Below are 20298 nucleotides of genomic sequence, written 5' to 3'. Positions count from 1 at the left end.
CTTGCGAATTTGGGAAAATGGTTCAAAGCTGCTTAGTCTCTCAATATGATCATCTGGAATGGCTTTGATATCCGTGGGACATTATTTTTTAGGATGATCCTCTGCTGTTGCAACACGTGCCAGGATGAGGATCAGAATGCCTGCCCAACGGAGAAATACAGTTCCCCTTTGGATTCATCCTGGCGTCGATCGAGTTTGAATCCGTAATCAACTCTGAGAATGCCCAGCGGCGAATTGAACCGGAGTCCAATACCAGCGGTCTTCCGCAGATTGAATTTTCGCAACTGTTCGGCATTTTTCCAAACGTTTCCCATATCAATAAAGCTGATGGCGGAAAATTTTTTATAGAACGTGTAGCGCCATTCGATCAAATTGAGAGTCAATAGGACGTTTCCGCCCACGGGACTGTTGAGCTCATTTTTGGGGCCAACATATTTTTCTTTAAAACCACGAAGCGATGTTGCACCCCCGGAGAAAAAACGTTCTTGAATAGGGATCTCATCATTGATCCCATATCGATCCATCCATCCAGCCATGAGCGCGGAAGCGATGACCAGACGCTGATTTAACGGATAGAAATAGCGGAAATTAATAATGGTCTTGTAGAAAGTGGCCGTGCCTTTAAGAAAGGCTCCGGCGGACTCAAAATTCAGCGATGCAAAGGAGCCACGGGTGGTATTGATCAGATCGTCTCGGGAGTCTCGGATCAATAGTCCAGTGAGGCTTCTGGTGTTGCCCTTATCATCCGGTCTTGGTGCTAAGCCATTTAGCTTATCCGTGCGCTGAGCGATTTCGTAGCGATAGCTGAGATTCAAATTGGAAAAATTACCCAATTTTTTTCCAAGTGTAAATTTGAAACCATGACGATCAAGGTTATAGGCTGGTTCATCGCGTTGCTCAAAGTAGCCATTGAGGTCGGCCTTGGTTTTGGAGCCGAATAACCAGGGATCAGTAAGAGAGAGCTCTGCGCGACGTGCAATGGCACTGGCAAAGCCAGATATGCCAGCCTGGCGTCCAGTGCCAAAAAGGTTATTGTGCAGCAATTCAACCGAGCCGCGCAGTCGATCCAACGTTCCATAACCAAATCCAAAATTCATCTCACCATTTTTCCTCTCTTCAAGACTGATCCTGATGTTCCGAATCGTTGGAAGAGTGTCTGCTTTCTCATCGGGTCGAATGATTACGTTTGAGAACAAGCCTGTAAGATAAAGCTGGCGCTGGCTGATCAAAATATTCGCATAGTTATATGTATCTCCCGATCGAAAAGCCAGTTGGCGAAATACCACTTTGGGCCGAGTTTTTTTAATCCCCTCTAATTTGATAGCGCCAATGCTCACCAATGGCCCTTCATCGATATTAAAATCGATCAGCATCTCATGGGTTTCAGCGTTCAATTTGAGCGATGGTGTGACGTTGGCTTCGATATATCCCTGGTTCGCATAATGAAACAATATCTGATAGCGATCGTCCTCTAAAACATTTTTTCGGAATGGTTTTCCGACGGCGGATTTGATCTTCCGCATTAAAACAGAATCGGAAAATGCTCGATTTCCAAAAAAAGCAATGTCCGAAATTTGGGTCTGCACGCCCTCTTCGATGCGGATCTGAATGTTCACCCTCTGGGATGAAGTATCGATTTGGACTTGATGGTCAATGATTTTGGCCTCTAAATAGCCTTCATTCAAATAAAAATTGCTAATCGCCTCCAGATCATCCTGAAAAATTTCGGGTCGAAAATAGCTTTTGGCGTACCAGCGGTGTGGCCGACTTAACATTAACCGCCGCAAAGTCGCATCGGAAAATCGCTCATTTCCTTCAAAGCGCACTTGGGCGATTTTATATCGCGTTTGGGCGATCGTGTTCTCGGTAGTCAAGATAAAAGCCCACCCCCAACAAATAATGATAGAAAGAATGATGTTTCTTTTCAATGCCATAGCAACGAAGTATTCCAGAAACGAAATGAAGAAAGGATATTCATTTGGTCTAAACTAATTAAATTTGTTCATTTTTCTATAATCCAAGCCAATCATTTGACCCAAAGGATCGACAAAAATGGTCGACCCAACTCAGTCATTTAAATCATAACATCGATGGAATGAATCAATCCACCGCAGGCTAAATAGTGCCAGATGAATCAATAGAACTTATAATGAAATTTCAGATCAAGGCCGGATTGACCAACTTGGCCGGTATTACCGATGATCGAAAAATACTTCGAGAATTGATAACCCAGCTTGATCTGTTGCTCGGTCGCATGGCCCACCACGGTAGAATAGGTGATATTGAACCGGTCAGATAGCCGCTTGGACGCAGTGATCCGTGGCGCCCAAGCCCGATCCCATCGTAACAGATTGCCCTCGATGGTGATATTTTCCAAGTCGAGCGCTTCGCTTAATTTTTGTTCCGTGAAATCGGCCAATCGATGCGCACCGAGCTCCTGAAACCGAGTTAGCATCACCTGTTGCAACGATGTTCGTTGACCATTGGAGGATTGCGGAATTAGTGTTTCCCGGGTACGGCCTAACGTGAGCAAGGAAACAATATTGGCGCGATCCAATACTGGATCGGAGGTGAGCGAAAAATCCAATTTTTCCAGCAACCCAGATAGCTTTAATGTAACGGTGTATTTCGTCTCTTTCGATCCCTGGTAATCTGTGACCTCGGAAACTGCCGTAACGTCTATCAATGGATTGATCCGCTGCGGATCGCTGAAATATAATGAGCCGCTGGTTAGCCTGAACTTGCGATCGAGATAAAGCACATATCCTTTGTGGATGATGACCCGACCAGCAATATTTGGCTGGGCCAATGTTCCCGTCAGATTGAGATTGGCCGAAAGTTGCAATTTAGCGAGATTATTATCGATCCAAATGTTTTCATTCCCCTGAAAGAGGATATCGAGTTGAAGATGGTTCAATGCCGGGTCGGGCTCGATGCTGGATCGGCTCGGCAGTCGGGTTAAGAACTGGCTGAGGCGCGGCCGAAAGTCCTGAATATATCTCGTTTCGCTGAGCCGAATGTTACCTTGGATCCGATAATTTTCGCCCGATTGGACCAAGGTCATTTCCCCGCGCTCGATGCCAGCCATAGCGATCTTCGGAAGGGTCAGCTTGATTCTTTCCATGCTGAGATTGAAATTGGTAGCGGAAAGTCCATTTTCGCTAAAGATGGTCCACCCTTGAGCAAGGAAACTTCCAGTCCCAGCCTTCCCTGTCAAATTCGCGATGGTCACTGTATCGCCCAGAAATTCGATGCGGCAGGAGATGTCGCTAATTTCTGGTTCAATTCCTTTGAGTTTGATCAAACCAGAATTGAGATCAATCGAACCTTCGGCCTTGGGTTGCCCCAGTGTGCCAGAGAAGAGCACGCGGGAATTAACCTTTCCACGCAACAATTCTAAGCCTGGGAAAAACGGTCGCAGCCAATCGATGGCAAGTTCCTGGGCCGTGAAATGAAATTGGAGCAATTGATCAGATGTTTTGGAACTGTCATTGATTAAGACAGCCAGCGGCAACTGACCCTCCAATCGAACGAGCCCATCGCCGACTTTTGCCCCAGATTGCGTCAAAGAAATCTGATGATTTGAGTAGGTAGCTCGAAGAATCAGAGAATCGAGCTGGGCGGTCTCATAAGCAATTTTAGAGCTGTGTAGCATAACGGCGATCGTTGGGTTGGAATCTGTACCGCTTATTTCTGCGCGAATATCGATTTCCCCTTTCGGCTGGAGGTCGATTGAAAGCAGTTCAAATAGATGGCTGAGGTTAAACTCTGAGACATTTAATGAGCCAACGATCGCATGATCTTCATTGCGTTTGAATTGGAATTGCAATTGAGCCAAATTCATTACTTCGCCATGAAGTCGCGTTTCAAATCTGGCAAAAGGTTCAAAATGCGCTTCTCCCTGGAATCTAAACGGAAATTGATTGATTTTGCCAGAAAATTGCTCCATTTGAAATTCAGAATCCTTGAAATTGGCTTGCAGCTCGAGGGAAGATAGCATCAAATTGGGCAGTTTCGTTATCGCATCATCGATTTTGAAATGACCTGTTAATTTTGGCTGAGGTCTCCAACCTTTCAAATCGATCTCACCTGAAAATTTGCCAGAAACCTGCAGCGAATCGGGCAGAAACCCGGTGATAAATCCCAAATCGAAATTATCAGCGGAAAGCGATAGCTTTGGATGTGATGGTTCTGATATTTTGTTTCCCTCGGGAAGAATTGGCCAACGGCCTTCGATTGTTAATATGCCATGGTCACTTGTGGCTTGAAACTGTGCGATCGTCAGCATTCGATCCCGGTATTCGAAATCGGTGGCTACCGAATCGAGCGAGTGTCCCCGATAAGTGGGATGATGCCATCGACCGCGGAAGGTGAATTCTGGATGGTCGAGTCGACCATGCGCCGAAGCATCAAAGCTGAGTACTCCACCGATCGATTCCGTTTTCCCAAGCAACTGAGCGAACGGGGCTGGGGAGATCGATTTCCCTACCAACGTGGCTTGTAGTAATCGATGTGACAATTTCCCGTGCAATAGCAGCGAGCCGTAAGTTTCCTTTTTCTCAGTTAAGGAATCTTTTGAATGAATTGTGAACAGCATCTCAGTTGCCAATGCTGGCTGCCAGTGAAATTGCCCCGAAGCAGTAAGCCAATAATTCAGCCAATAGATCTGGAGCGAGTCGATGGTAAGAATGGTTCCGGCGCTGCTGGCAAAAAGCTTGGCATGCTCTAATTTGATGTCATTGATTCTCGGCTCATCCAACTGAACTTCGATCTGACTGATCAAGTTCTGAAATGTCCCTTGTGCGGAAATTTTATATCTGAGGTTCCCAGCCAGCGTATCCAACGCCAGGCTTTCTGCCAGCGGCCATAGTTCACCTGACCAACCAGTGGCAAGCAGATGGGAGATCTTCACTTGTCTCGATTCATAAAGAGCAGTCGCATCCAGTTCGTTCACTGGAAAGCCCTGAAATTTGCCGTCGCGAACATGAAGCTCAATGGTAGCAATTGGACTAGAAATGCTGCCAGACAAAAGAGCGTTCAATCGAAGCTGACCAGTAAGCCCAAAAAGCCCAGAGATGCTGGCGAGAGGGGCGACGTCCAGTAGATTTGCATTGAGCTGTCCCGTAATTGACTGATCGGGTTCGATATGACCCAAAAACTGTAATTGCGATCCGTTTTCATCGAGCAGAAAATGGATATTCCTGTAAGAATAGGAAAGATGGCCAACGATTTCCGAGAATTTCTGGGAATTGATCTCTAACTGGGATAACCGAAAATCTGCCGATGCGGTCATTCCCAGCCAATCGCTCGTATTCCCAGTCAAAGAAAATTGTGCATTCAGTTGGCCTTGGATTAGATCAGTTGATTTTGCAGATAATTTCTGTAATAATCCGTTCAAGTCCAGCCGATCCAGACTGAGGACCAAATGATATTTCATGGAGTCATCCGCAAATCCCAGCTTACCGTGAGCTGATATGTTACCCTTTAGCATGGCTGCCGAGAGATCGATCAGTTGCAGAGTTTCATCCTGAAGGGAGAGTTCTGCATGAAGTCCCTCGATTGGCAATTTAACCAGTTTTCCCTGGTCAAGCTGTAATCTCATCGAAGCGCAGAGCTGGTCTATTGGTCCAGAAAAGTCAGCCGAAAGGCTCAATTGCCCTTGATAGGATGTTTGGTCTGGATCAGCCAGCAGATGATTCAACAAATCGAGCTGAATAGCTCCATCTATATGGCCTGAATAGATGGATCGTTCCTCAAAATGATAACGAGCCGCTCCGGCGAGCTGAATATCCTGCGTTGATAGAATCGCTTTTGTGATTTCTATCTGTCTTTGGTCCAATTTGAAGAAGACATCGAATTGGTTGATAGGCTGCAAAGCTTGCTTCCAGCTAAGCTCTCCTGTACGAGCTCTCAGCCAGCCGATTTTGTAATCAGTTTCTGTTTCGGTATCCAATTTGATCTGCATTTGCATTAATTCCACACGGAGCGAATTGCGCTGTTCTGAGTATCCGATGCTCATATTATTGATACGCAATTGATCAATCATTACCTCAAAGCGGGCAGGCGCTTCTTTGACCGTAGCCGGGGGCGATGGTTCTTTGGTGAATAGTTTTTTAGGGAGATTGAATTCACCCACCGAATCTTTGAGCACATGAATCTCAAGCTGGTCGATTTCTATTTTTTTGAGCGATATTTTTTTGTTGAAGAAGTCCCAAATATGGAAATGAACAAGCAATTCTTTGAAGCTTAAAAGCGGGGGCTGGTTGGGTTCTACGGATCCCAGCAAAAGGCTTTTCACATGAATGCGGCTAAACAAATTGGTCTGAATGTGATCAATCTGAACTGGCATTTCGATGAATTCAGCCAATTGTCGCTGAACCAATCGAGTGAGCAACAAGCTTCCTGGCTGTAATGTAATCAAAAGATACAATCCAATTAGGCAGAGGGCAAAGTATAGCGCCGTTTTGCTTATTCTTTTCACGATAGGAACCTTCTAATCACTCACTAACATGGCCTGATTCACCTGCTGCAATCAAAATCAAGTCCAATGAATCTTAAAAACACTTGATATAATAACCTCTCTCGATGTATTCAGTTCCGCTCCGAAGTGAAAATAATCATGTATCTTGAGCGTTCGATGGATGCTTCGATCTTATTTTCAGCTCTCACTCAAGTGCAGATCTCATAGCATAAAAAACAGCTTAGAATTATTGATGAGCAAATTTCAGCTTAATGAATCTGCGGGACAATTCTTACCTATCGCATTCACAAATCCACCGCGGCGCAAAGCAGCTCGATATTTAGCCAGAAGATTCATCTTGACATTTTTGACAAAATTATGTAAAATAGCTCGGCTTTTCTTGATTGGAAAAATCACTAAATTGTTTGATACTGTATGGAAATTTGGGGCCGAGAGAGTCGCTCATCAAAAAATTAGAAATTCTATAAAATCGCTTTTGATCATTTCATTCTGAGTTCTTCATAAAGTGGGGAAAACGCATTTTGATTCCTGTGCAAATCCGCATTCAGATAATAGCCATCCGAGGTGGGGGAGACCAAGTTCACATGCAAATTAGCTGAATAGACCATGATGAAGAAACTGGTTTTGTGGAGATCATGGGGGAGTTTCTCGATTGCACTCGGTTGCTTATTTGCGCTAATCTTCCATGACAGTATTTTGGCGCATCCAATCAAAAGCAAAGTGCCGCAATATGGGCTATTCGAAGCTGAGTTTCAAGCCCAACTCAGCTATAATAACCCATATGTTGAGGCATTTTTATCCGTTTCGGTCGACGGACCGAATGGGATCCATCTCGAAATCGAAGGTTATTGGTATGAGGGCAATTGCTGGCGATTTCGCATCATGCCTACGGCACCGGGGAGATGGATCTATATTACCCATTCCAATGACCCAGGGCTGGATAGCCTGTCTGGCGAATTCGAATGTGTCCCTTCGGATCGGCCAGGCATCCTTCAAGTGAATCCTGATTTTCCTTATAGTTTCCGATTGAGCGAGGGAACGCCGTTTCTCTGGTTGGGTGAAACCAACTGGTGCCTAATGAGCGATGGGGTACCTTTTAGCGATGGCTCATTTCAAAAATATATTATCCGGCGCAGAGAGCAAAAATTCAATGGCATTCATTTTGTGCTTGGAACTGGCGGATTACCGCTTGGGACCACGAATCCAAAAAACGAAGGGGGGAGCTTGTGGATCTCGCAATCTCAGCAACGCATCAATCCAGAGTTCTATAAATGGATGGACCGACGAATGGCTTTCCTCGATTCGGTTCAAATGGCCGTTGGTTTTTTTATCACATGGGCCCAGCACTTTATGACTTTTCGCCGCGAGCAATTCGAGCGCTGGGAACGGTATTTGATCGCGCGATACGCCGCTTATCCTTTGCTCTATTGGGTCCTCGTCGGCGAATTCGACGAAGCCGGAACGATCGAAGATTATCACTATCACGGTCGCGTGTTCTACAACTTTGATCCATACGGCCACCTCATTTCAAACCATCCGAATCATTGGGATCCGAATAATCTCGGTACCAGCCGCATTTTCGCGGGACAGGATTGGTTCGGGATGGTACTCCAGCAATTGCCCCGCTATCCGATCACTGCCACACCTGCCGAAGTGAATCGCTCTATTTTGGTCGATCGGCAATATAACATCCCAGTGGTGAACCTCGAATTTGGCTATGAAGATAAAAATTATTATGGCAAAATCGTCACGGCACAATGCATTCGCAAATACGCTTGGGCCATTATGTTCGGAGGCGGGTTTCTCAGCTATGGTCACGAAAAAACCATCCGAACGGTAGACCCATCTGCGCTTGAGTCCGAAGGAGTTCGCTATTTGGGCATTATGTACGAATTTTTTGAGCGGCTCAAATGGTGGGAATTTAGTCCAGACCCAGATCGTGCGGATCGGGGTTTCTGTTTGAGCAGTCCGCGGCCCGAGTTTCTGGTCTATCTCGTCGAACCGGGACCAGTCAAAGTCGATTTGAGCCAGGTGAACGGGCTTTTTATGGCGAACTGGTTTGATCCAATAACTGGGGATAGCGGTGATACTTTGTTGTTTAGCGGAGGGCGAGGGCAGACTTTCGATCCTCCTTTTGCTAACGATGCGATATTGCACATATTTCCCAATTGCCAGCCCATCATGGAGGTCACTCCGGATCGATTATTATTCGAGGCAGTGGAACACGGTGACAACCCTGAAGCTCGGACGATTCGGATTCGCAACATCGGCGCGGGCGAGATGAAATGGTCCGCTACAAAATTGGCGAATAGCGAATGGCTTCTTATCAATCCCAGCACAGGAATTGGCGATGCTGACGTTTCGGTCTCAATAGAGTTGAATGGTCTTAGCCCAGTAATTTATCGGGATACAGTCCAATTCAGTGCGTATCGTGCGATGAATGGACCGATCGCAGTACCAATCGAATTGAAGGTCGATTCTATGGCCTGCATGAAAGTGATTTCACCCAATGGGGGTGAGTATTGGGAGATCGGTAGCCAGCAGCAAATTACATGGTGGTCCCAGCGGATCAGCGATACTGTGCGAATTCATTATAGCAGCGATGCTGGATCAAGTTGGCATCAAATCGCACGGGCACCGAATATCCATCATTACACCTGGACCGTGCCCGCCGTGCCATCCAGCAACTGCTTGATTCGGATCAGCGATGAAATCAGCCGAATGGAAGACCAGAGCGATTCAACATTTTGCATCGCTGAACCGCTGCAGCCAGATTTCTCGGCTGAGCCTTTGATCGGCTATTTGCCGCTGAATGTGACCTTCCACGATCATTCAACGGGATTGATCGATCGGTGGCATTGGGATTTCGGGGATGGTGGCATCAGTAAAGAACAGCATCCAGTGCATTCATATCTAATTTCAGGTTGTTTTTCGGTTCAATTGACCATTGCGGGCAAGACAGGCGAACGAAGTGCGATAAAATCGAATTATATCACTGTGCTGGAGCGCAACGCCAGCAATGTTGACGGCAACGTGAAATATTTCAACCAATGTCAGCCAGTATCGGACGTCACACTGGAATTGGTTCATGAGAATGGCAAGTGGCAGGCATCAACCTCTTCGTCTGGTTATTATTTGTTTGAAGCAATTCCGCATGGGTACATATCAATTTGCGCAAATAAACCTGGTAAGAGCCATGGTGCGGTCAAAGGAAGCGATGTTGTTTTGGTATTAAGATATCTAGCAGGGCTGCAAAAATTATCAGAGGACCAAAAAATTGCGGCTGATGTAACCCGTGATAGTTCGATCACCGAATTGGATGCTCGTTCGATGTTGAGCTATTTGTGTTTCGATGCGGAGCGAGCCGCTCACACGGACTCGTGGCGATTCCGACCAGATGCGTGTCATTTTATCCACCGATCGGATACAACCATTCATTGGTGCGCTGTTGTGCTTGGCGATGTGAATGGCGATTGGCAAAACGATCAGGAGGAAAATTTTATTGCCGGGAGTGCAGATATATCAGCGGTTTCAAAACAAACCCAATTAAAGATAGGGACGATTGCTTGGCGTGATCAAGGTCAAGCTTCTGTTCCGATCCTCATTGCAGGTTTATCTGAGCCGCTCCAAAGCCTGATGTTAACTGTGGAATACCCGCCAAGCATGCTGAAATTTAAAACTGTCCAATCAGGCAGCCTTTGGGGGAAATTCTTGGTGGAAAGCAATGGCAAATTCGATGGCAAAATACATATCGCCATGGCAGCAGCGGCAGGCTGCAAGAGCGAGGGCGAAATCCTTCGGATTATCTTAGACTCCAAGGAGCAAAACATTTGCATTGATGAGACTGATTTTCTCATTACGCGTGCGATAATGAACGACCACACAATTATCACTTTGACGAATGCGATCTTGGATGCGAAGAGATCAGGGAAGCCAGAAGAGAATTTGGTGCTTCGCAGCGAGCCCAACCCATTTCATGGTCAGACACGCATTCAATTTGCTCTTCCCAAAGCGATGAAGGTGGAATTGAACATTTACAACATTCTGGGTCAGCGGGTGCGTACCCTAATCAGCGGCAATCATCCCGCTGGGCTGCATGAGCTCTTTTGGGATGGAACAGATGAACAAGGGCGCGATTTGAAATCCGGAGTTTATTTATATCAATTAAGAAACTTGGAACCAGGGCAGCCCTTCCAATGTACCAAGAAAATGTTTCTGCTCAGATGAACCAATCTGAAGGGAGCGGCTCCGATGAGATGGATTCTATGGCATCGCCGGAAGTGATTATTGGATAGCTTCATTCCAATAAGAGTGATAACATCATCGCATTCCAATTGAAAGATTGTGCAGTGCCAAAAGAGGATTTTTCGCCTTATCTATTTGCAACTCGATTCGCATGAAAAGATCCAATTATGAGAATTTTAGATTGTATCGCGAGAGCAATCTTGCGCAGGAGAGCAACCTGGTTGAGCTCGAACCAGAATCATTGCTTTCCATTGCTCTCGTGTTTCCCAATAGCTACCCTGTGGGGATGGCGAATCTTGGGTTTCAGTCCATTTATCGTCTGTTCAATGAAATGCCTGGCGTTCGATGCGAGCGGGCTTTTTTATACGATCGATTTCCAGGTATTGCACAGACATTGGAGACCGGCCGCCATCTGCGTGATTTCGACATCATTGCTTTTTCGGTTTCTTATGAATTAGATTTTCCAAATCTCGTGCAAATTCTACTTGATGCTGGCATAACCCCATTTGCCGCAGAGCGCCATTCTAGGGAGCCATTGGTCATGGCCGGTGGGGCCATTGCTTTCATGAATCCCACTCCGATCGAACCATTTATCGATCTCTTCTATCTGGGCGAGATCGAACCCCAGGTTCGGCAACTTTTATCAACTATGCTAAAATGCAAGCAACAGCGCTCGGAACGAAAGGAAACACTTGATCAGTTGTCTGAATTGCCAGGGATTTATCTTCCAGCACGAAAGGCGGATAAGTCAATCGCCCGAGTCTATTCCACAAACGATCGTTATCATCCACAATATTCGCCTATCATCAGTCCGAACTGCCATTTTAAAAATATGTTTCTGGTCGAAGTCGGCCGTGGTTGTGGTCGTTATTGTCGATTCTGTGCCGCCAGCCATATTTATCACCCATTTCGCATTTTTTCTCAAGATCGAATTTTGAGCACTATCGACCGCTATCATCAGAACACGCGTCGAATAGGATTGATCGGTGCAGCACTGTCCGATTATCCTCAGCTCCATGCCCTTTGCGAGACGTTGGTTGATCAGGGCTATGAGCTGGGTCTATCCTCGTTTCGATTGGATATGATCACTCCGGAATTCCTGAAGGTGTTAGAGCGCGGGCAGGTGCGTTCGCTAACCTTCGCCCCAGAAGCAGGCACTGAACGATTGCGCTGGTTAATCCACAAGAACCTTTCAGATCAGCAGATCATAAATGCTGCTGAGGCCATCGCTTATTCCAAAGTCCAACAACTGAAGCTCTATTTCATGATCGGTCTCCCTAACGAGTCAGAGGATGATCTGGTCGGAATTATCGAATTGGTGAAATCCATCCAAAAGATCACCAGCAAACGAAAAAAAGCAGTCTCGCTGATGGTCAGCATCAATACCTTTATTCCAAAGCCATTCACGCCATTCCAATGGAGTCCCATGCTGAGGGAAACGGAAATTCGACGTAAAAGAAAATTCTTGGAAAGAGAACTGAGAAAACTCCCTGGAGTGCAGGTCGCACGCAAAAATGTCAAAGATGAAATTCTACAAGGGATGTTCTCATTGGGGGATCAGCGGATTGCCAAAGCGATCCACTTCAAATTGACTCAGCATGTCGATTGGTCTGCGGCATGGAAACAGGCTGGAATAGACCCTGATTTTATCCATCAACCGCGTCCATTTGACACCATACTGCCTTGGGATTTTATCAAGTCGGGATTTGAAAAGCGGCGGCTTCTGATGAGAGGGGAGCTTGCGCAATCGACCGATGGAGACAGCAGGCCGAACTGACATCGCTTAACTTAAAAATGATCAGTTAAGGCAAAACAGACACGCTGAAAGGCTCGCCACGATCCAGTAATAAGATCTCACCCAAAAAAATCGCCGATGACTATTGCTTATAGATGGATGACTTCGCTCCTACCATATTGAAACCCAGCCATTCAATCGCAAAGCTCATCCAATTCGGCTCCACTGGGATATGTTTTGTCGCGATCTCAACCTTCGATTCAGCGGTTATTTCTCATCGCCGATCAAAAAGACCGAGCAGCGAAGATCGTTTTATCGATCATTTTCGAACGCTCTCGCTGCTCGGTCATTTGCTCTGGCAGTTGCTTAAATGACCAAAATGAATGGGCCAACTTGGATCGCAAAAATGTCCGTTCGCACAAGTTCGATGGAGCGGTTTGCTCTAAAAATCGCCAGGGATCACGCCATAGATTTCTAAACCCATTGCCTCAATTGTGCTGGACCAGTTTGATCGGGGAGTTTGCAGAAAGCGCATCGTCCAATTGCATTCCGTTTAAGATGGCGATGGCTTCGAATTGGTCCTGAGGCACGCCAAATTCCTGAAGAGCGCTCCGGAGCGAGCCCTGTCGTGTGGTCCGTTTGAGCACCAACTTATCTGGCTTCACGTTGATTTTGCTGGGATCATTCAACGGTTTGAATTGTCCCATGGTCTGATTGAATGAAGGCAGATAGTTGTTGAATTGCTGCGGCCCAGTGTAGCCGTGGAACACATAGACCTTATTGTCCTTCTGGATAAAATAGGAGGACAGGCTAATCACCCCTTGCTCGGTCGTGACATCGGAGATCACGCGATATGCGGGAAGGCCGTTGACCTGAATCGCTTCGCTGGCTTTTACGGCAGCTTTTGCATTGTTCACGAAGCTATTGGCCGCTGCGGCTGGAGATGATTCCTGGGCGATCGAAAGGAGCATCACGGCATCTTGCTGTTGCGTGAACATCTGAACTTGAGATGGGGTATTGTTCAATTTCCAACCTGCGGGCACTGGAAACTGGATCCGCAGCTCTGGATGATAAAACGTGTTGCCCGCTACATAACCCTGTCGGGGGTCCTCGCCGAAATTGATCCCATCTACCTTAGTCAAGAATTGATCGCGATTGACCATATATTGGGGGAGCTGCAATTGGGCTTGCCATTTGGCAGCATCTTTTTTAATCGCAGCGATGCGATCTGGTGGATTCGGATGCGTCGAGAACCAACCTGGTAAGCCACTGCGATCCTCCCCAGGGTACAATCGTTCCAAAGTGACGAAGAAATCCGCCATGTGGTTGGCATCATAGCCAGCCTTGGAAGAATATTCAACGCCCAGCGCATCGGCCTGGCGTTCGTTATCACGACTGAATCGGAGAAACAGCAATCCGACGCCGAATTGCGCCAAACCAGCATATTTGCGGAACGTCTCGGAAAGCATGAATCCAATGCCAAGACCCAACTGGGCCATAGTGGCGCGGCTGTACTGCTGCGCTGTATGGCGCGCAGTCACATGCCCGATCTCATGTCCCATTACGCCAGCCAATTCCGCTTCATCGTTCAAATACGCCAGAATGCCTCGGGTAAAATAAACATAGCCCCCAGGCACAGCAAACGCATTGATCACTGGGGTATCGAGTACTTTAAATGAATAATTCAAATTAGGCCGATGGCTCAATTTGCCCATTTTTGTGCCAATCGCGGTTACATAGCTTGTGAGTTGCGGGTCGTCATAGATCCCATAGGTTTGAATCACTTCCTGATCCGTTTGCTGGCCTAAAGCGATCTCATCGCTCTCGGTTAAAAGCATAAATTCCCGTTTCCCAGTCACGGGATTCACCGCACAGGAAATCGCCCAAATGATCAACGCCAGCATCATGATGCTGACGAACGATGATAAGATGATTCTGCGCGTCATCTCATTCCTCCTTCATTAAGTTGTATGGTTCTTGAATGCCATTCTCGCTGTAATTTATCCTTGCGCTGCGGAAGTTAGGACTGCATTCAGATCAAAAAATGAATTCAAACGATGCTCTTAAAAAAATTTGATCAAAAGCTTTCTAATTGCTGAAAAATGGAATCGAAAACCAAAATTTGGGAACAAGTCATCGTGGATTTCCATGAGCACGATGTCCTGCTCGGTAGCGAACACTAACTGCTGCCTTCCACATCCGATGAAAAATTACAGATATTTTTTCTAAATTACAACCATTTTTTTCTTCGAAAATAAAAAACCATCCCAAAGCCTATAACGATCATAATCCCCCAAATGATAAAATATCCCCAGCGCCATCTCAGCTCCGGCATATACTCGAAGTTCATCCCATATACCCCAGCGATAAAGGTCAGCGGAATGAAAATGGTGGCAATGATGGTCAACATCTTCATTACTTCGTTCATTTTATTGCTCAGGTTCGAGAGGTAAATGTCCAGCATCGCCGAAACCATATCCCGATAGGTTTCGATGGTATCAATCACCTCAATGGTGTGATCGTAGATATCTTTTAGATAAACCATGGTGGATTTCCTGAGCAAATTGGACTCGCTGCGCTGCAGCGTGCCGATCACCTCTCGCAGCGGCCAGACCGATTTGCGAAGTTGGATCAAGTTGGTTTTAAGTTGATGGATCGATTGCAAAGTTTCCCTGCTCGGATGATCCAGTAATTCATCTTCCAACCACTCGATCTTCTCGCCAATGTTTTCCAGAATGAGAAAGTAGTTATCGACCACGGCATCAATCAATGAGTAGGCGACAAAATCAGCCTTGCGTTTTTTGAGCTGAAAGCGACCGCTAGCGATCCGATCTCTCACAGGGTCGAGTTCGTCGCCAGGTTGCTCCTGAAAGGATATCACATAATCAAGGCCGAACAACAGGCTAACTTGATCCTCCTCCAATAATTCTTGAGAAGGATCGTAATTCAGCGATCGAACCACGACGTAAAAATATTTTCCAAAATCTTCAGCTTTGGGACGTTGCCGAGGATGAAGGATGTCTTCCAGGACCAGCGCGTGGATATTAAAATGTTTTCCTACCCGCTCAATAACATCTACCTCATGGAGCCCGTCAATGTTGATCCAGACAACATCGAATTGCTCTTTCCAGAAAAAACACTGTTCAATATTATCTGCTGTTTTGCGAAACACTTCGTGATCATTATAGCCGATGAATTCGATGCGAGTTTGTTCTGTTTTTTTCTCACCAATATAGACCAAAGAGCCAGGCGGAAGTCCGATTTTTGCCGAGCTCCGTTTTGTTTCATCATCGATGTTCATTTATCACCTCATCAAAGAATGGCGCGCCTGCAGCAACTTCTGCTTTTAATGCCATGTGCCAGTGTCATCCATTCGACTCAGGCGAATCTGATCGCCAAAATTTCAATTTATATCATCGTCTCCATTTTTTGAATCACTCGCATGAGTCGGCTTATGGGTCTTTTTGATTAAGTAGTAGGCCACCGAGAGCGCAAGGATCAGACTGGCGATCCCAATAAAAGTCAGGCTTGAATATTTATCGATGTCCAGAATGATGACCTTTCGGGCAATGGCGATCATGGCCACCACCAACACCACTTCAACGTGGATGACATTCTCCGCGACGTAGGTCCGAATCGAATCCAGCAGCTCGATTCCAATGAGCACCAGCAGGAATAGACCAAAGATATCTAACAACTCGCGGATTTCCAGAATGAAAAGCGGCTCACTGATAATATCGATCGCTAAAATCCATCCCAATTCGATAATCGAAAGAAATAGCACGATGGTCATCATTACAATGAGCGCCAAGATCATGATTCGTTCGATCTTCTTAAATAGTGACATCATAACGCTACCTCGCGTGAGTTTTTCGATTCGCCAACTATCAAACTATTTCCCGAGCTATGATGGTAACCATGACGCGCCAGCACAAAATTGAGGCAGGATATCATCTCATTCATTTTTGGTGCAAAATTCACAAAAACGGTAAAAATGTCATGCCTCCGTCTGCAGGCGTCCATTTTGCCAATTGGTTTAAAGATCAGCTTGAAACGAGATTCCTGTATTCGCAGGAAAGATATTGTTGATTCAAGTTGTGGTTTTTGCAACAGAGACCAATTAATTTTTCGGGTGATCACCTGACAATTTTCTGGGCAAGTTAAATATACTCGTTAAACCTTTCCCAAATGCTATGAGCTGATCTTCTTTTGTCTGAGACTTGGCAGGATCAGGATGATCCCAATGATGATCAGTGCGATGGGCAACACATAATTGCCGAATTCTGACGGACCGAAAAATAAAAACAAGAGCCCCATGAACGCCAAGATGCTTCCGGGGATCAATGGCCACCAGTGCTTATCCTCGGTCCCCAATAAGATGAGGTAAAGCGCGATAAAGGTGGTTCCCATACCCAATAACATCAATCCGACCCCGGTCAAATGCCCGAAAAAAATCAATAGCGAAACGCTGCCCACCATACCAGCGGGAATCACAGCCCACCAATTTGCTGGATGGAGGATATATACGACCAAAAAACTGAGTCCGATGAACAATATGAAGAGCCCGGCGCCGACCGTGCTGGTGAGACCAATGGCTTCGCTGATAATCAATAACGCCAGGCCTAACATGATCACACCGGGAATCAATGGCCAGAACTGTTTTTGGCCTAGTGAAATATACATGCCGATGAAAAAAATGAATGCCAGAAGGAACAAAAAGCTGAAGAGCCACGAGGTGTTGATATTCATCTTCAAGACATCTGTGGTGAGTAGCAGCAAAAAAATGCCGAGCAAAATAATAATGATGCCCCAAACGATTTTCATGGTGCGCTGATCCATTTTTCCCTCCGATCGGTTAAATGTTCTGCCCGTGCGAAGGATTCAAACATTCGCACGGGTTAATCTTTAGACACTGGGGTGAAAGTAAGCTTGTTTCCATTCCCAAATGCTTCACGATTCATGAAAACCAAAAAAACGATGTATCTCTTCCTGTCACTGCCTCGGATGCGGCCGTCCTTTTTGCCAGTTTATCAATGAGAGGAATAGATGCCTTCATTCGTAGACATGAGCGCGCTCCAATATGAAATTTGAATTACGCAGCAGCATGCTGCTGTTTTGTGTAATTCAATAGTCCGCCAGCGATGATGATCTCCTTGGCCCGTTCGGATAGGTCGTAAACAGCGGTGATGTTCACTTTTCGGGTGAGATTTTCGATCACCAGCGGCTTATTAGCGCGCAGTGAAGCGATCACGTTTTGAATGCGCAATCGATCTCCCATCTCCAGCTTATTGTAGTCGGCTGGATCTTGGAACGTGAGTGGCAGAATGCCGAAGTTGATCAAATTGGCCTTATGAATTCGAGCGAACGATTTGGTCAGTACCCATTTGATGCCCAAATACATTGGCGCCAGCGCGGCATGTTCCCGACTAGAGCCCTGGCCGTAATTTTCGCCGCCAACGATGAAGCCACCGCCTTTTTCCAGCGCCCGCTGCGGAAAAGTTTCATCGACTACTTCGAACACATGTTTGGAAATCTCTGGAATATTTGACCGCAGCGGCAAGATCTTCGCCCCAGCAGGCATGATGTGGTCTGTGGTGATATTGTCTTCGACCTTAAGTAATAATTCTCCTTCAAGGGTATCTGGCAGCGGCTTATTGATGGGCAACGGCTTGATATTGGGCCCACGGATGATCTCCACTTCGTCCGGTTTTTCCGATGGCGGGAGGATCATCCGATCATCAATATGAAACTTCTCCGGCATTGTTACCACGATCGGCTTGCCCAAATCTCTGGGATCAGTGATCACACCGGCCAAGGCGGTGGCAACGCAGACCTCCGGGCTGGCGAGATAGACGCTGGCGCTTTTGGTGCCGCTGCGGCCCAAAAAATTCCGGTTGAATGAGCGAACTGAGATCCCATTGCTCGGCGGCGCCTGGCCCATGCCGATGCAAGGACCGCAGGTCGATTCCAAAATTCTCGCACCAGCAGCGATCATATCCGCCAATGCCCCGTTGCGTGCGATCATTTCCAAAACCTGCCGCGACCCAGGCGAGATCACCAAACTGACATCGGGATGAATTTGCTTGCCCTTCAATGCGCCAGCCACGGTCATCATGTCTACGTACGAGGAATTGGTGCACGAGCCAATCGCCACTTGATGAACTTTTGTTCCCGCGATCTCCTTCACTTTGACCACGTTATCGGGACTATGCGGCTGGGCGATCAAAGGCTCTAATTTCGACAGATCGATCTCGATTACTTCGTCGTACTCGGCGTCTGGGTCGGCCTTCAATTCCCGCCAGGCTTTTTCCCGACCCTGGCTTTTCAAAAAGGCTCTGGTGTTTTCATCGCTGGGGAAGATGGAAGTCGTGGCGCCTAATTCCGCGCCCATGTTGGTGATCGTCGCCCGCTGGGGTACGGTCAAGCATTTCACGCCATCACCGCCGTATTCGATGATCTTGCCCACGCCGCCCTTGACGGTCATAATTCGCAGTACTTCTAAAATCACATCTTTGGCAGAGACCCAGGGCTGCAGCTTGCCCGTAAGTTTCACCAGCACCACTTTGGGCATGGCCAGGTAGAACGGCCCGCCGCCCATGGCCACGGCTACATCCAGTCCACCTGCACCGATGGCGATCATGCCAATGCCGCCGCCAGTGGGGGTATGGCTGTCCGATCCCAACAACGTTTTGCCAGGAACCCCAAATCGCTCCAGATGCACCTGATGACAAATGCCGTTCCCTGGTCGTGAAAAATAGATGCCATATTTGGCAGCAATGGATTGGAGAAACAGATGATCATCGGCATTTTCAAAGCCAGTCTGCAGCGTATTGTGATCGACGTAGCTGACGGATAGCTCGGTTTTCACCCGCGGAATGCCCATGGCCTCGAATTGCAGATAGGCCATGGTGCCAGTGGCATCCTGGGTTAACGTCTGATCGATTTTGATGGCGATTTCTTCACCAGGTTTTAATTCGCCCTTGACGAGGTGGGCCTGTAAGATTTTTTGAACCAAATTCTTTGCCATGAAGTTTCCTCCATTCAGTTATTGTGGGACAGGTTGCCAACCTGTCCTACTTTTCAGTTATTGTGGGACAGGTTGCCAACCTGTCCTACTTTTCAGTTATTGTAGGACAGGTTGCCAACCTGTCCTACACACAATTCAGTTATTATGGGACAGGATGGTATCCTGTCCTACGGTCCAGATCACTCCTTACCTAATCCGCTGTGGCGGATTCGGTAAGACGGTTTGGTTATAAAGATTTCGCTATTATCAACCTGCGTTATTTTTTCAATTTCAATCCCGAATGCCTAATGGCCGTTGTGAGAACCTTAGTAGCCAGCGAAAAACAAGACACATTTTAAACCTTATTTTCCTTTTTCAAAGGAGAAGTGATCCAGAATAAGCTAATAAGGTTCAGCGAGGTTTTTTACCCATTAGCTACTAAGGTTTTCTGCAACTATCAACAATGGTAAACCAAAAGGACCATATTGTGCCAGATTAACTTCAACCAGCAGGTTGATTTTGGCCTGGCGATTGGTGGTGTAATAGGCCGCAACATAATGTTCTAACAAGTCCAATATGAGCTGCGTGATGCGATCTCCCAGCGTAAATTTGTAATCGCAGGGAAAGCGATTGACCACGGGAATAAGATATTTCACCAGGTCATACATTTTGGTGACGATGGTCTCTTTTTCGGCCATAAGTTTTTTCGCTCTTTGTAAGGCAAATTGCCAATTTGCCCAACAAGTGTTGGGTGCATTTGTACCCTATTTTTACAAAAAAATTTTCGACTGGGGGCTTCGCCCCCAGACCCCCAATCAAAAAACATTCAGA

Annotated in this window: 10 protein-coding genes; 2 read left to right on the top strand and 8 right to left on the bottom strand. The window is 46.6% G+C overall.

The genetic code is table 11. The annotated features are described in order from the left end of the window. Positions 1-131 precede the first annotated feature (131 nt). Both bamA and ONB37_10205 read right to left on the bottom strand, forming a co-directional pair. Positions 132-1934, bottom strand: a complete 1803-nt coding sequence (gene bamA / locus ONB37_10210; protein MDZ7400525.1) for an outer membrane protein assembly factor BamA — start codon at positions 1932-1934, stop codon at positions 132-134. Between the two features lie 200 nt (positions 1935-2134). Continuing rightward, complete coding sequence (locus tag ONB37_10205) at positions 2135-6481, bottom strand: translocation/assembly module TamB domain-containing protein (GenBank protein MDZ7400524.1); 4347 nt, start codon at positions 6479-6481, stop codon at positions 2135-2137. Positions 6482-7087: 606 nt separating this feature from the next. On the opposite strand from ONB37_10205, the gene ONB37_10200 reads away from it, so the two are divergent. Together ONB37_10200 and ONB37_10195 are read left to right on the top strand one after the other, a co-directional pair. After that, a complete protein-coding gene (locus tag ONB37_10200; GenBank protein ID MDZ7400523.1) occupies positions 7088-10708 on the top strand; it encodes a DUF4038 domain-containing protein in 3621 nt (1206 codons plus the stop codon). Positions 10709-10877: 169 nt separating this feature from the next. Beyond that, positions 10878-12503 carry a radical SAM protein gene (locus tag ONB37_10195; GenBank protein MDZ7400522.1) on the top strand — a complete coding sequence of 542 codons (1626 nt, stop codon included), beginning with the start codon at positions 10878-10880 and terminating at the stop codon, positions 12501-12503. A gap of 446 nt (positions 12504-12949) precedes the next feature. Here the strand turns inward: ONB37_10195 and ONB37_10190 are convergent, their stop codons facing one another. From ONB37_10190 to ONB37_10165, 6 genes are all read right to left on the bottom strand, one after another. Beyond that, positions 12950-14407, bottom strand: a complete 1458-nt coding sequence (locus ONB37_10190) for a M48 family metalloprotease (GenBank protein MDZ7400521.1) — start codon at positions 14405-14407, stop codon at positions 12950-12952. A 284-nt stretch (positions 14408-14691) separates the two neighbouring features. Then, complete coding sequence (corA, locus tag ONB37_10185) at positions 14692-15762, bottom strand: magnesium/cobalt transporter CorA (protein MDZ7400520.1); 1071 nt, start codon at positions 15760-15762, stop codon at positions 14692-14694. Between the two features lie 102 nt (positions 15763-15864). After that, positions 15865-16311 carry a phosphate-starvation-inducible PsiE family protein gene (locus tag ONB37_10180; GenBank protein MDZ7400519.1) on the bottom strand — a complete coding sequence of 149 codons (447 nt, stop codon included), beginning with the start codon at positions 16309-16311 and terminating at the stop codon, positions 15865-15867. Positions 16312-16652: 341 nt separating this feature from the next. Then, positions 16653-17300 (bottom strand): hypothetical protein, encoded by a 648-nt coding sequence (locus tag ONB37_10175; GenBank protein MDZ7400518.1) that lies wholly within the window; start codon positions 17298-17300, stop codon positions 16653-16655. Positions 17301-17553: 253 nt separating this feature from the next. Further along, positions 17554-19488 carry an aconitate hydratase gene (locus ONB37_10170; protein MDZ7400517.1) on the bottom strand — a complete coding sequence of 645 codons (1935 nt, stop codon included), beginning with the start codon at positions 19486-19488 and terminating at the stop codon, positions 17554-17556. Between the two features lie 410 nt (positions 19489-19898). After that, positions 19899-20165, bottom strand: coding sequence for a four helix bundle protein (locus tag ONB37_10165; GenBank protein ID MDZ7400516.1), 267 nt, complete (start codon positions 20163-20165; stop codon positions 19899-19901). Positions 20166-20298: the final 133 nt, after the last annotated feature.

The sequence above is a fragment of the candidate division KSB1 bacterium genome, from assembly GCA_034506395.1.
Taxonomy (GTDB): Bacteria; Zhuqueibacterota; Zhuqueibacteria; order Thermofontimicrobiales; family Thermofontimicrobiaceae; genus Thermofontimicrobium.
Note: the sequence above shows the minus strand (reverse complement) of the source record. Positions and strands in the feature narration are given on the sequence as shown.